Annotated in this window: 13 protein-coding genes; 3 read left to right on the top strand and 10 right to left on the bottom strand. The window is 35.2% G+C overall.

The window, feature by feature from the left end; genetic code table 11:
* From BGC07_RS13695 to BGC07_RS23440, 8 genes are all read right to left on the bottom strand, one after another.
* On the bottom strand, positions 1-1879 hold a 1879-nt coding region (locus tag BGC07_RS13695), incomplete at its 3' end, for a class I SAM-dependent methyltransferase (RefSeq protein ID WP_069313557.1).
* A gap of 46 nt (positions 1880-1925) precedes the next feature.
* On the bottom strand, positions 1926-2228 hold the full coding sequence (locus BGC07_RS13690; protein ID WP_069313556.1) for a flagellar protein FliT: 303 nt from the start codon (positions 2226-2228) through the stop codon (positions 1926-1928).
* Positions 2229-2232: 4 nt separating this feature from the next.
* Entirely contained in the window at positions 2233-2661 is a 429-nt protein-coding gene (fliS, locus tag BGC07_RS13685) for a flagellar export chaperone FliS (protein ID WP_069313555.1), read from the bottom strand.
* 31 nt (positions 2662-2692) lie between these two features.
* Positions 2693-4078 (bottom strand): flagellar filament capping protein FliD, encoded by a 1386-nt coding sequence (fliD, locus tag BGC07_RS13680; protein ID WP_069313554.1) that lies wholly within the window; start codon positions 4076-4078, stop codon positions 2693-2695.
* Positions 4079-4144: 66 nt separating this feature from the next.
* Positions 4145-4555: a flagellar protein FlaG gene (locus BGC07_RS13675; RefSeq protein WP_077216915.1), complete on the bottom strand. Its 411-nt coding sequence runs from the start codon at positions 4553-4555 to the stop codon at positions 4145-4147.
* Between the two features lie 92 nt (positions 4556-4647).
* Positions 4648-6225 carry a flagellin N-terminal helical domain-containing protein gene (locus BGC07_RS13670; RefSeq protein WP_069313552.1) on the bottom strand — a complete coding sequence of 526 codons (1578 nt, stop codon included), beginning with the start codon at positions 6223-6225 and terminating at the stop codon, positions 4648-4650.
* A gap of 217 nt (positions 6226-6442) precedes the next feature.
* The gene (locus BGC07_RS23445; RefSeq protein ID WP_268801676.1) at positions 6443-7768 is read right to left on the bottom strand and encodes a flagellin; all 1326 of its coding nucleotides are present in this window, start codon (positions 7766-7768) and stop codon (positions 6443-6445) included.
* 1 nt (position 7769) lies between these two features.
* On the bottom strand, positions 7770-8030 hold the full coding sequence (locus tag BGC07_RS23440) for a flagellin N-terminal helical domain-containing protein (RefSeq protein WP_268801675.1): 261 nt from the start codon (positions 8028-8030) through the stop codon (positions 7770-7772).
* A gap of 166 nt (positions 8031-8196) precedes the next feature.
* On the opposite strand from BGC07_RS23440, the gene BGC07_RS13660 reads away from it, so the two are divergent.
* Positions 8197-10356, top strand: coding sequence for a tetratricopeptide repeat protein (locus BGC07_RS13660; protein ID WP_069313551.1), 2160 nt, complete (start codon positions 8197-8199; stop codon positions 10354-10356).
* On the opposite strand, the gene BGC07_RS13655 is transcribed toward BGC07_RS13660, so the two are convergent.
* A complete protein-coding gene (locus BGC07_RS13655) occupies positions 10345-11784 on the bottom strand; it encodes a tetratricopeptide repeat protein (protein WP_139121704.1) in 1440 nt (479 codons plus the stop codon). The genes BGC07_RS13660 and BGC07_RS13655 overlap by 12 nt on opposite strands.
* 302 nt (positions 11785-12086) lie before the next feature.
* Between BGC07_RS13655 and BGC07_RS13645 the strand changes: the two genes are divergently transcribed.
* Positions 12087-12788, top strand: a complete 702-nt coding sequence (locus BGC07_RS13645; RefSeq protein WP_069313548.1) for a hypothetical protein — start codon at positions 12087-12089, stop codon at positions 12786-12788.
* A 466-nt stretch (positions 12789-13254) separates the two neighbouring features.
* Positions 13255-13950, top strand: coding sequence for a tetratricopeptide repeat protein (locus BGC07_RS13635; RefSeq protein ID WP_139121703.1), 696 nt, complete (start codon positions 13255-13257; stop codon positions 13948-13950).
* A gap of 178 nt (positions 13951-14128) precedes the next feature.
* On the opposite strand, the gene BGC07_RS13630 is transcribed toward BGC07_RS13635, so the two are convergent.
* A partial coding sequence (locus tag BGC07_RS13630; protein ID WP_158006949.1) for a class I SAM-dependent methyltransferase occupies positions 14129-14936 on the bottom strand: 808 nt, incomplete at its 5' end.

Here is a 14936-nt window from a genome sequence, read left to right as displayed (position 1 = left end):
CAAATTTATCCCAACACTCTAAATCAAATAGATATTTTTCATACTTAAATTCAGACATAAATAAATTATATGTAGGCTTTAGTATTTGAAACCCTAAAAACTCCATTCCCAGGTAATCTAGTTCTTCTTTTATTCTAATAATCGTATATTGAGATTCTTGCACATGGGACACTAAATCTCTAAAACAACTTGCACTAAAAAAATCTTTCCAATTAAAAAAGAAACTACAATCTGATTGAGGATTAGATAAAATCTCATTCCTAATACTATATAAATCTTTAACTCTATATTGAGAAGTTTCATATTCATGCTGAGTTTTAAACTCATTCAATTTTCTTCGCCCTAAGCAACTATACAACCCTATCTTCATAACTCCATTTTTATTTAAAACATTAGTTAGTTTCTTCCATCCTGCTAAAGGCTCTTTTAAATGATGCAAGACTCCACTACATTCAATGTAATCAAATAATCCTATCTTTTCTTTTTCTATATTTAAAATATCAGCAAGGTAAAAATCAATGTTCTCAATGCCTGATTTTCCAGCCATATATTGCGCATACTGCAATGATTTTTGACAAATATCGATCACGATAAACTCACTATAATCCAAGCTATTGGCTAAAGTAATTGGCTGAAAACCGGTTCCACCTCCTGCAATCAACACCCTAGGCTGCTCTTTATTTTTTAGAAAAGAATAATTACTAGGCCTACAATATTTATGCAAAATTGTTTCAACTTGAATATTTTGATCTATAAAATTAAAATAAGTCCAGCGAGGATATGGATTTTCTTCATACATTTCCTTAACTTTTTCACTATCATTGTTAATTTTAACTATTTCTCTTATTTTCTCTTTTTTAATTAAATTATCAATATTTATTGTTTCTAATAATCTATCGACCACATTGTCTTCTACAAACAGGCTCCTAATTAAATCTACGGTTTTAACATCAGGTTGAAAATACATTAAGGATAAGAGATAATATGGTTTCTCTCTATTAAGTTCTAAAATACTATTTAATAATTCAATCTCACCTTCTGAATAATAGTAAATATATTCACTTTGCCATGCCTGCTTTGAGATCAAGCAGATAATATTCATCAGCTCAAAGATATTACTTTCTTTGCTACTTATCGCTCTAACTATCGACTTCCTGCATTTAATTAGAAAAACCTCAATAACTCTACTTGTAATTAAAAATTTATCCAAATAATGATTTAAAAGATTCTCTTTAAAAATAGCTTTAACTAGGTTAATATCTATATTTTTATCCTGGCTTGTATACTTGATAAAATCATCATTTCTTACTACTAACCCATGCACAGCCGCTTGAACCTGATCCAAACCGCCAAAATCCTCCTTCAAAAGCAAATCCAGATCAGCATGAATATCATCAATACTAACAATTAGATTGTAAGGAATGATAGAAATCATATAAATATATATTGCATATATATTTATATTTTTGCTCTTATGCCATGCATCCCTAAACAAGAAGTAAAATTCTGAGTAAAGCGCTTTATCATTCGAAGCAGCATCTTCAATTATCTTGAATAGTACCTGTTTACTTTTAGACAGCTTATTTTTATTTCTTTGATTACATATATTGTCTATCATGAATTTTGCTGATGCTATATATTTACCGCAAAAATAATAGCAAACAGCTAAATCAAAACAAATATCTGGATTTTTATTTATTTTGTAACCACTTTCAAAAAATGAGATTGACTCTTCATATTGTTTATTGTCAAAGTAAATCTGTCCCAATAGAAGCCAAGGCTTTTCATCCATACCTTTTGTTTTTTTATTTCTTTTTTTTGAATAGAAAATTGCACGCTCTATATCCGCATTATGGTATGAAGAGTATGCCTTTTTCATACACTTACTTTTCAACTTCTTTGTAATAGAGTCCATATATTATACTTCAAGTATTTTTTAAATATTCATTCATGCCTTTCATTGCTTTATTGGCATTACATAAATTTTTTGTGATATCTTCTTTACGATTTAGACAAATCTTTATTATCTTTTTATCTAATTCTATTAATAATTCAATTTCTTTTTTAAAGTTTCCTGTCCCAATATTTGAGTAAGACGCTATTTTATTAATATATTTTGACCGATTAACATCCATAGTCACTAGAGAATCCCATTCACCCTCTTCTGCTTTTAATAACATGCTTTCCATGATTTCCCTAAGCGCTTCTAAATCTTCCTTTATAGACATTATCTTATGAATTCTCCTCTTTAGATTCTGATATGCTTTGATCCCTCAAAAACTTTAGTGCATCATCTTCAATCGAATCCCAACCACTTTTAATTTCTGACATTGATTTAAAAACATTATCCAAATAAGCGGTATCATTTTCCATATTTGCTCGAGTCAGCTGTATAGACATATATTCATATAAGTTATCTAGGCTTTTGCTTAATTCAGCCCCTTGTTCCATGTCTAAACTCATTCTAAGCGCATTAACAATTTTTAAAGTCGCTTGAATCAATTCACACTTTTTTTCAATTTGATTATTTTCAATCGCATGCTTCGCTTCTAAAACTCGTGACAAGACACCTTCCATCAAAAGTTGAACAATACGATAAGGATTAGCATCAACCTCAGATCGAGAGACGGTGCTTTTATACTCTTGAATTCCTCTATTCATTTAGTTTCTCCAAATCAACCCTTTTTAACTGTTATTTACTCGAGGAAGATTGTTTTACAAATCCAGGTAAATTCTTTAAGCTCTGTTCAAGCGATGCGCTCGTATTTGATAACTGTCCTAATAACGTATCAAGAGCGGTAAATTCCTTGGTGATTCTTTGCTGGTAACCGGTGATATAGGCGGCAAGCTGAGCAGCTTCTGTATCAATTCTCTTAAGATTATCATCTAAACCATCCAATTGAGATTGAAATGTCCCCGTTGCGCTCGTATATGAATTAATTGCACCATCGATGCGCTGTCCAAAACCATTGTTCTTATCCGTTAGAAAGCTAATGACCTCAGCTGAATTGCTTGCCAACTCAGTATCCAGTTTAGACGAATCAAATGTCAGATCTCCAGCACTATCCATGCTAATGCCTAACTGAGTAATATTTGTAACTTTCGTATTCACCGAGATATCATTAAAAATATTACGCATTAAATTTCCCGTCAAACTGCGTACAGTACCATCACCAAACAAAGCGCCCGACTCCCTGGTGTCTGCATTATAAAAGGTTAAATCCTTAATCTTTTTATTGAGCGTATTATATTGCTTAACAAAATCATTAAGCACCGTGTTAATGCCACTATTACTTGTTGATACCGTTAGTTTTTCTGTGCTTCCTGCATTTGTTTTAACGGCTGTAATCGTTACATTATCGATGACACTAGAGAAAGTATTTGTACTACTGGTTGCTGTGATGCCATCTACATTAATAGATGCATCCACTCCTGGTGTTGTTGCATCAGCCTCTATGCTATTTACAAAAGCAGTAAAGTTCGCGGTGCCACCTGTTTCACTGATTGTTAGTGTTTTAGCGCCTGTACTATTTGAGGTAAGCACCAAATCAGAGCCAGATGCACCATTAATTACAGTTGCTGTTACGCCGACATTATCTGACGCATTGTTAATCGCATCACGAATCTCACTCAATGTACTCTCTGACGAATCAATAGCCACATTAAAACTAGCAGTGCCAAGCTGCACGGTCAATGTTGCCGTTCCTGAACTTTGTAGATCTAATGCTGAGTCAAACGCATTACTTGATTTTTTACTCACTGCTGTTGCAAGGGCAGTTACCTCAACCTCATAACTAGCAGCAACCGCTCCAGTAGACGCCGTTGTTGTGAAGATCGTCTTATCTGCAGAAATTGCATTATAAGTTACAAAGTTTGTCGAATCTTTAAGTGCTGCGGTTGCAGAAGCGAGACCAGAAGCTGTACTTTTCAATTCGCCCAATGCTGAAATCTCAGTGTCGACTTCATTCTTGCGCTTGGCCAATAAAAATTCACGAGGAGCAGCCTCAGCTTCAACAAGTTGGCTAATCAAGTTCTGTATATCAAGGCCAGAACCCACACCGGATACTGAAAGCCCCATATCAATACTCCTCTAACTCTAAACAGTTCATATCACGCAAACTTCGTGCCACCCCCTTTATCTAAATTAGACACGAAAATTCGACAACAATGATAATGCACTTTCATCCCCTTGTTCTTGTAATGCTTTAATTTGCGAATGAATTTTAAGTACTTCTTCTGAAGGAATTTGACGTATGACCTCACCCGTTTGCTTATCCTGTACAAACGCAACCGTTTCGTCCACATCTTCTCGCAACTCGAAGCTAATCTTTTGCCCGTGAATAGGCTTAATAAATTGATTGATGTCAACAATGGCTTGCTCAAGGCGCTCTTTAGACTGAATGTCAGAAGAAGGCTCAGCTTTATCAACGTCCTGAACAACCGTTTGCTCTTTAAGCTCTTGGTCTAACCGGGTTAGGCGCTCTGCTTCGTTGATACTCACCTTTGTCTGAGCATCTGCATTGTGAGTCTGTATGGATGTATGTTCAAGTTTCATGACCATACCTCCTTGCTTTCTACAATAAGGTTAAGGGAGCATCGCCCCCTTGAACCTCAGTTTACAAACGTTCTACTTATCATTCCTCTTGGCTATATGAGCGATAGTACGGCAGCAGGTATCTGATTCGCTTGCGCCAACATTGCTGTACCTACTTGAGAGAGGATCTGCAGTTTAGACAGTTGTGCGGTCTCAGAGGCAAAGTCCGCATCCTCAATCCGTCCTCGAGAGTTTGTCGTATTCAGTTGTTGACTCTCAAGGTTACTAATCACTACACCTAGCCTATTTTCTATCGCACCATTATTCGCCTGTGAATCCGTCAATCTATTCAATGCTTCATCAAGGGCAAATATCGCTGATTTTGCAGCTGCGGTAGTCTTAATGTCCGAAGCATCGACTGATTTAAAACCAGCAGCATCCGCTGTTGTCGTACCAATATCAGCAACAGCCGATGTTAACGTAAATGCTTTAGAAGAATGATACTCAACGATACCTGTAGCAATAAAGCTATCATTACCGCCAGCATCTTGAAGCACTAATCCGGCTGTACCATCTTGCTCAGTTAGCGTCATGGTTCCTGCCGCACTAGAGTCAAAGGTATCTAGCGAAATATTTTGACCACTGCTGCTGATTAGAGTCATAGACCCTTTGTCTGTCGAGCTCAGCTCAGCAACCACACCATGCGTTCCTGTCGTATCATTAATCGCTTGGGCCAATGCGCTCAAATCACTAGTATCAGCGATGGTCGCAGTGATTGTCGTGAAATTATAATCCGCTGCCACACTTCCTGTGCCTGATCCCAAACTAAAAGTCACATCGCCTGCCGCTGTTAACGCGCTTAATGTCGCCTTAGTTTCTGCTGATGCAGTAACTCCATGATCGCCTGTGCTATCATTCACAGCTTTTGCAATCACCGCAGCAGACATACCGGCTGAGGTAGTCGTTGCTGTAGCCAAGCCAAACGAAGTCGCTGCCGCACCAAAATCCGCATCTGCTAAAGACTTAGTGCCCAAATGACCTACGATTGTTAGATCTGAAGAAGCAAGAATGGCATTATCAACATCTTGCGCCGTACTTAAAACAGCAATACCTAAGCCTGTTGATGCCATTTCAAAGTCAAATACAGCAGCACCAGCATTGACTGCGGTTGTTTTATAGTCACCAATCGCCGTAGCACGAGAATCTGCAAACGACATCGAAATCGTTTCTGAAGTCGTTACTCCCACTTGGAAATTTTTACCTGCGAATGAACCATCGAGTAATGACTGACCATTAAACTTAGTACTATTCGCTGTTTCTGTAATAGAGGAAGCTAACTGTTGGAACTCTAAGTCCAAATTCACCCTATCAGATGAACTATTTGTACCGTTTAAAGATTGCAACGCTAACACACGCATACGCTGTAATGAAGCAATATTGGTGTTGATCGCAGAAGATGCCGTCTGTACCACCGAAATACCATCATTGGCGTTTCGTGCCGCTTGCCCAAAGCTCATAATATCAGTACTTTGACGCGCCGCAATTGCATAACCTGCCGCATCATCTGCCGCACTGTTAATTCGTTTACCTGTCGCTAAGCGTTGAAGGGTTGTCTGTAAAGACATGTTGGTCTCATTGATGCGATTTTGCGCAACCAAAGAGGTGAAGTTGGTTACAACTGAAAGTGCCATTTTGTTAACCTCATTACTACCCGAATTATTGGGAACCCCCAATCATCCGTGGTTGCAATGGGCCATCATTGGCACAGGAACTCTAACACTATGTCAGGTTTTGTATCGGCCATTGATGATAAACACTTTAGTTTTTCAAAAAAAGTATTCCCCCCTTTAACCATATAACTCATTAATTTATAAAAATTTTAATGCAAGATAGCACTTAAGGTTTTATTTATTGTAATAACTGTAGCGCCGTTGCCGGCAACTGATTGGCCTGAGCCAACATCGCCGTCCCAGCTTGCAACATCACCTGGAATTTCGATAAATCCGTAGACTCTGCAGCAAAATCAGCGTCTTCGATACGCCCTCGCGCAGAGGTTAAGTTAATCTCCTGGCTTTCTATGCTTGCAATCGTTACATCCAAACGATTTTGCTTCGCACCTAACTGAGCTCCGATGGTTGTTAGCGCATCCAAAGCCGAATCAACAATTTCTACAGTTAATAATGCATTAAATCGATCTAGAATATTCATACTTTCCACAGAGCTTAATAGTGAAAATTTAGTATCGCCTGCGGCCCCCACAAACACCCCTCCAACGGTATTCGTCCCTGCCACACTAGAGGCCAAATTAAATTGTTTATCAGATTTAAACTGTAGCGCCCCAATCGCGACAATAGAGTCTGTGCCTCCAGAAGTGAGATTGATTGCAGCAACGCCATCCATCCCTTGAACAGCAATTGTTCCTGTTCCAGAGTTCAAAAAGTTTTCAATCCCGATATTTTCGCCTTCATCATGCTCTAGAATAATCTCATCAAGGTCCGCACTTAAAGAGGCTGTAATTCCCGTCGAAGCGCTTAGATCATTAATGCCTGCCGCAAGTGCTGTTAGGTCATTAGTATCATTGATCTGAACATTCACAGCATAGCCTGAGGTCCCTTGTGTAATCAACGTCCCTCCATCACCATAGAGTGTAAACGAGATCTGCCCTGCGTTTTGAAGGTTAGATAAGGTCATTCGTGTCCGCCCCTCAACTCGAACCCCTGTACTTTCTTTCTCAGCATTAATCGCTTTAGCAACATCCTTTGCAGATGAGGCCGCCGGAGCGGTTGGAACAGCATAGTTAACTGTGACTGCAGGACCTGCATGACCGTCTATCGTTATATTTTGTGCGACAATCTGATTAACAAAAGCATCTAAATTAGCCGCAGCTCCAGCCGTCCCTAGCACACCCGCTCTGAGCGCGCCCATATTATCCCCTTGAGCGGCACCAACGGCAGTCCCAGTGATTCCTCCGCCATATTCAGCCATCCCTATAACTGCAGGCTTTGTATTACCAAAAGTCAGTGACAAAGTATCATCGACTTCTACACCAATTTGAAACATCTGGTTTGCAAGGGAGCCATCGAGCAATCGCACCCCATTAAACTTAGTTCTATCTGCGACAAAACCAAATTCCTCAATAATTTCTTGAACTTCCAAGTTTAAGTTAGATCTATCTGTCGAATTATTGGTATCATTCGCAGACTGCAATGCGAGCGTTCTAACACGCTGTAGCATATTAACCTGTTGGCCGACTGACCCCCCCTGCAATTTGTACTAGCGACACCGCATCACTTGCGTTTCTCACTGCCGTATCGTAGCCTTTTAGGCGGGTTGTCATCCGGGTAATAATCGCATAGCCTGCGGCATCATCTGCGGCGGTATTCACTCGCTTACCTGTGGTTAAACGCTGCATCACTCGATTGATATTCATATCAACCGCTTCTAAACGATTCTGTCCAAGAATAGCCGTGAAGTTAGTATTAATAGAAATTCCCATTGTCCGGCCTCCATGCCGCTTATGGACCTATCCATAGTCCTTTGTCATGTTATCGGAGCCTACAATAATAACTTTAATCCAAGACCTCATCCCTCAGTAAAATTGACAAAAATGGCTTAAGCAGTCAATAGTCTAAAGATATAGCTTGCATTTAAGAAGATCACTAATGCCTAAAATACAAGAGAAAAATTCGCAATCACTCTTGGACCACGCAAACTTATGCTTTGAAAAAAATAATATCCCTACAGCACTCACACTCTTTTTACAATACCTCAAGGATCATCCACACGACCCTGATGTACTAGGAAAAGTTGGCGCTATTTACTTACATACTAATCAGACCGCAAAAGCACTAGATTACCTAGAACAATCGTGTAATCACTTAATAACAAACGGTAAAATTTCCTATTTGCTCGATCTATATAAGAAAAACAATGGCCAAGAACGAGGTGCTCAATATTTCAATAAGCTCCCTTGTTGCTTTGATAAATACTTCGCACTTTATACTCTATATAAGAGCGAAAATTACAGGAAATCACAAGAGAATTTTCTAAAAGCATGTCAATATGAACCAAATACAAGCCGGTTACTTGATAATATTATTCCCCTTTATTGCGATTATCAGTACTCAGAGGAAACTTTAGCCGCATATAAAATCCTCTACGAGAATCAAAAAAGCTCAATAATCATTAATTTATTATATATTAATATCTTATTAAAATTTAATGCCTATGAAGAAGCTCATTCTATTGTTTTACAAATAGTCGATAAAATACAATCTATAGATATCGCAGCATCTTGCAGTTTAATTTATTTTGCAACCGCTGCAGGCTGTGACATAACAGTTGCAAAAAAGATTTTAAGCCTTATACAACAAAGCAAGCTTAATATCAATATTGTTATCAGCCACTCTGGGCTAAGCAGCCTGCGCTATAGTCACTTTATAAAAAAGGAAACCTTAGAGTTCTTTTTAAGGCTACATGATGACCAAGTGTTAACATGGCCTTGGCTAACATCAAAAACATTTAATATTTGCGATCAAAGTTTAACTAAATCACAAATGACAAGCCCTATAGACTTAGATCAAATACTTAAGGACAATAAAAACTTAATATTTTCTTTAAAAAAACCTGACTTCATCTTCGATTATTTAGGCTTAGCAGACAGCAAAATTAAGACATTAAAAGAAGAATATTATTCTTTCTATCACACGGATGAAAAAAAAGAAATTATCACCCCTCAACAAGAAAGAATCGCTTTGTTTTGTGATCGAGGAATAATATTATTTAAACAGTATTTTTTAGAAGCCATAAGAGACATACAAGAGAAATGTGACCTTTTTATTATATGCAGCGACTATGAAAAGCAGCATATTAATGAGCATATAAAAGAAAGCAATATCATCAGCTTTGATTCTTTTAATCCAACAAATACCTACATACTAGAAACCATTAAACTAATTAAATCTTACAAATTTAATTTAATTTACTATTTTGAATGTGGCACTACTTATTATAATTATTTCTTCCCATATTTTAGGCTTGCTAAAACACAGGTAACAGGCTTAGGAATGCCTCACACCACAGGCATAAAAGAAATGGATTACATTGTCCAACCATCAAGCCTTCTGAAAAGCGAAGAACAAAATAAAAATTTTTCAGAAAAGTTAATTTATATAAAAAATATTTTATTATATCAGCCCAAAGGAATTAATGAACACTTAGAACCTCAGGGCCTTCCCGAGGGAAATTTATATATGCTTCATCACTCGCACTTTAAGATTCATTTTGAGATGGATGAAGTCATCAAGGAGATATGCAAGAAGGACAAAGAAGCCAAAATACTGATTGGATCAAGGCCTTTTTATGCCACTTTAATCACCCTGAAAACTCGCCTCAAAGAAGCACTCGGTGACGATATCTTTAAACAAGTTGTAACCTTGCCGACTATATCAGTCAACGAGTTATGCTCAATACTTAGAAAATCGCATGTCATGCTCGACTCATTTTACTTTAGCGCAGGCACAACAGCTTCTGAGTCCATATACTCATGCTTACCGATAGTAACATACCCAAATATTAAAACCTCACATATCACCAAAGTCGTTGAAGAAATATACCAGCTACTAGATAGCGATTTGCTTAAAAAATATTGCATTGCAGAGAGTAAAACAGATTATATCAACAAAGCCGTTGCAATTGCTAAAAACAAAGACTTAAACCAAGAACTCAGCCATGAAATTAAAGAAAATTTACACAAGTTGGAAGGTCAATTTGAACGATCTTCTCAAGAGTTTTCGGAGCTGATTATCAATTTATCTAAGTAGCTCATCAATTGAAAAATATTTTTCCTTCAGATCATTTTTAAAATGGTTATACTTTGTTTGCTCATCTTTTTTGGCAGTGACCATCCAGATATAAGACTGCTCCGTATAGGCAAGATCACAAAACATTTTAGCCTCCAACCGTTCATAATGGCCAGGTTTATCCTGCAAAGTAATCTCATACGCAAACTTTAGTGCAATTTGATCTAAAAACCATAACCCTTTACCAAGTAAGATATTGTTCATGATAAAATAAGACACATGCCTCAAATAGTTTAAAGCGACTTCACCATGCTTTAAGTAAACAACTCCAGCTGCAAGTCTCTCCCATTCTGGCGCATACTCATCACCAAGAACCGCTATAGGACGATGAATATGACTTGTTATTTCATTAACAGGAACTCTAAATAAACTATCACAATCAACGATAATAAGGGATTGCCGATAAGCCTGCATATACTGATAAGCACGACAAAATCGCATTGTACTCGTATATAAAGGACAATCCATATAGTAATCAAGATAGTGAATAGTCTCAAAGCTATACGTACAAGTTATATACTTTAGTTCTTCAACTCGTTTTATTAGCTTATCAAATTCATTGCGCTCAAAGCCATCATCATTAAATAGATGGACATGAACATTCGTTTTTACCCTTTGCGCATTGATAGACAAAATAGAATAAACACAATGAGATAGAAAATAAGAATAATCACACGCAAAAAATACACAAAGATCATGACCTTCTTTTCTTGTATGAGAGTGAAAATGCGCTTCAGGAAATTGTGTATATAAACTTTCAATATTAAGATCATCTTGGCAAAACGAGCTAAAATCAAGATCACTTTTAATTTGATTAGAGCACTTAAAAGAAGAGGTCATCAAACATAATTCAACTAGATTTTTTGAGTCTATATGGTGCTGCTTTGCTTCTTCGGCACAAACCACACTCTTTAACCATAACCTTTCAAAAGAGTATATAACCGCAAGGTAAGCAGAGGATAAATAAAAGGGTATAGCACTACTTCTGGATTGCTCTAAAAGCGAAATAACATCGCTGTACTTCCCTTGTTTAAAGCAGATTATTGCCATATTATGATAATAGTATGCTATTTCACTATGAAGTGTTACTGCTTTCTCTATTGCTTCATAAGCCTCATCAACTCTTTCTTTAAAAAATAAACAGACTGAGTAGTAATAATAGTATATCGACTCTTCAAGAGACGTTAAATTAGCACTAGTGACTATTGTTAGGTTAGCTTGAATATACTCTTGAGCAGCATTATAGTTTTCTTCTTCAACAAATTCATTTACCCGATATAAAATTTCTTGAACCTCAGGGCTAGAAACAGCCAAATATAAATCCTTATCTACCCACAAAGAATCAAATATAGAGGTATAGTATTCCGCTGCGTTAATAAAATACTTCATAAAAACAAATATATGAATTTGACAATACTAGTATTTAATTGTAGATAATTAAATATTAACCTGTCAATAAAGACTTAACATGAGCAATGATAATATTATACTCGCCGACCAGTTAATGCATAACGGTAATACTGATAGAGCATTACCTATCTATCTTGAGTATATAAAAGATGATCCTAAGAATGACAAAGTTTTAATCAATATTTTTTCTATTTATCTAAGCACAAACAAAAAAAATGACGCATTAGACTATCTAGAAAGGTCATATACGATACAACCAACCATGAAAAAAATTAGAAATTATGACTTCTCTTTATATCGACCTTAATCAAGTAACGAGAGGCCAAAACCTAATTTCAAAAGTAAGTAATATAGATAGCTTTTCAAGAAACCTATCTCTATTTATAATAACAAAAAGCAAATATCCAGAAAAGAGTGCTTACTATTTCAAAGATGCATGTAACAGCAATCCTAATCATAAGTCTCTCTTACTAAATTTGCTACCAATTTACAACAAGGTCAATGCGCCTATCGATATTTACTCTGATATTTATGATGAGCTAATCTCTAATCATAGTGATTCTTTAATCTTAAGTATACTGTATTGTAATTACATGATAAAAATTAACCAATATGATAAAGCATTATCTATAGCAAATAATTTTTATAAGATTAAAAATAAAGATAACTCTTTGTATCCAATATTAATAAATACCATGATATGTGCAGGCTGTAATAATGAAACTATAGAAAAAATATTACCAAAAGGTAATATAAATAACATTATCTACGATTCAAATATTATCGAGCTACACCCAAACTATTATATAAATAAAGAATCTATTAAAAAAGCATACAGTCGAATTTCTCTTAACAATAAACACTTAAAAAAAATTACACTAAATAATATCTATCCATCAGTTGCAACAAACTCTGAGAATAATAATTATCATAATAAAAAATTAATTAATTTTCTAAAAATTATTCAGAATATGAAAAAATAAACATAAATAATTCACTGAAAAAAAGATAACCAGCCATTATTATATTTACCTAAGCCAAACTTCTTTATTGACTACACAGGCATCAACGATAAAGATAGGCTAACGATAAAAGAGCTGTTTTCTAGTTTATATTACAAAAATACAGAAATTAGCAAAGAAAACTCTGGAAGAATATTAATATTTTGTGATAGAGCTTACCCTTTGTTTATAAAACACATGGGAAATTTTATAAAAAACTGGCAGTATGACAAAGAAATATATATTTTTGTTGATCAATCATATCATAGTATAAGTCACCACGAACTTAATTTTCATTTAATCAATATTAAGGTAGATAACTTTAATAATTCATCAATCCTTGAAGCATATCACTATTTAAAAAAAGTTCAATTTTGATTTCGTATACTACTTTGAATCTGGCACATCTGCACTTAATTATTTTTTCCCATACATGAGACTCGCCCCTGTGCAAGCTGTAGGAATTGGTAGCCCAGTAACATCGGGAAATAATAATATTGAATATAGCATTCAACCCACCACCTCCCTCCAAGAAAAAAAGACTCAACAATATTACTCTGAAAAAATAAATTATATTAATGGAATATTTTATGGAGAGATAAATTTAGCGCATATAAATATAGAGCATAGCAATTCTCTTCCAAATGGAAATATATATATGTGCCACCACTCACACTTCAAAATTCATCCAGAAATGGATGATATTTTTTTAGAGATATGTAATAGAGATAAAAACTCAGTTATAGTTCTCGGCTCATTGCCATATTTTTCAACGCTCAAAGCTATAGAATATAGACTTAGTGAAAAACTAGGTGACAAATATAAAAAGCATATTTTTATCCTTCCAGAATTAAATTTAGCCTCATTACAAGGCATATTATCAAAATCTCATGTCATGCTTGATACTTTATTTTTTGGCTCAGGGACAACTGCAGTTGAAGCAACTCACGCACTACTACCCGTTGTCAGCTACCCTAACCTACGCCACACTTATGTTAGCAAAATAGTCGAAGATATATATAATCTACTCGATTGCCAACATATAAAAAACGCATGTATTGCATATAACACCAATGACTACATAGAAAAATGTGTTGAAATCGCTACTAATCATGAACTAAGAAACTTTATAAAGAAAAAATAAAGGAAAATATTTATAAATTAAAAGAAACCTCTAACACTACTATCGATCAATTTTCTGATGAAATATATAAAATGTCTTTTCATAAAGCTTAAATATTTTTTATATTCAATTTCGATATATTTTTATAAAACTGATCTGCATCAATCACCTTCATAAAAAAGATCCTCCAAGAACAAACTTATCCCCAATAAATAGGCTTAATAATTTCACGATATGATCTACAGCAATTTTTGGGGCCATCACCATACACCCACTCATAATCATCAAAAATTACCCACGCATTATTCACTAAATACTTAGACCATATTTTAATATCATTAAAAACGGCCTCTATATTGTGATTAGCATCAATATGTAAAATGGCTATTTTATTAGTGACTTTAGATCTTCCAAATTCATTAGTAAAAATAACACTATCTTCATATTTATCTATCGCTTTATTTGATATTTCCCTTATATAGTTACAATTATTTGAAATTGTATTTGACATATTAACAATAAAAGAGTCAAACATATTATCCCAATTCATTTGCATTAATTGGGAGCTTGTTAATTCGCTCTTTTGTTCAACCGAAATTTTTTCATTCCATGAATCTATACATATTAATGTACCGATATCGTAGTAAACAGACAAATTTAGTAATGCAAATGAACTTCGCCCCCACGCAGAACCTATTTCCACTAAATCTCCACTTGGGCTGTCCATACAAGCTCGAATAAACCCCATTAACTTTTCTTCTTGCATCTGCCCATATATAGACATAGAACTTTTAATTAAATTAGAAATATAAAATTTATTTGGTATATTACTTGCTTTATTAAAGCCTTTTAAGTAGTCTCGTATAAACCTGGACCTTTTAAGCAAAGCTTGGTCACAATCTTCATGAGAATAGCAATAGTTATTATGCATTACTTTTTCAAAAAAGCATGGATTCTTTTCTTTTAAAAAACTTATATGCATATAAATTAGGACAAAAAACGTCAGT

It is taken from the genome of Piscirickettsia litoralis (assembly GCF_001720395.1).
In the GTDB taxonomy this organism is placed as follows: domain Bacteria; phylum Pseudomonadota; class Gammaproteobacteria; order Piscirickettsiales; family Piscirickettsiaceae; genus Piscirickettsia; species Piscirickettsia litoralis.
The sequence above is the reverse complement of the archived record's forward strand: the minus strand, read 5'-3'. Positions and strand labels throughout refer to the sequence as shown.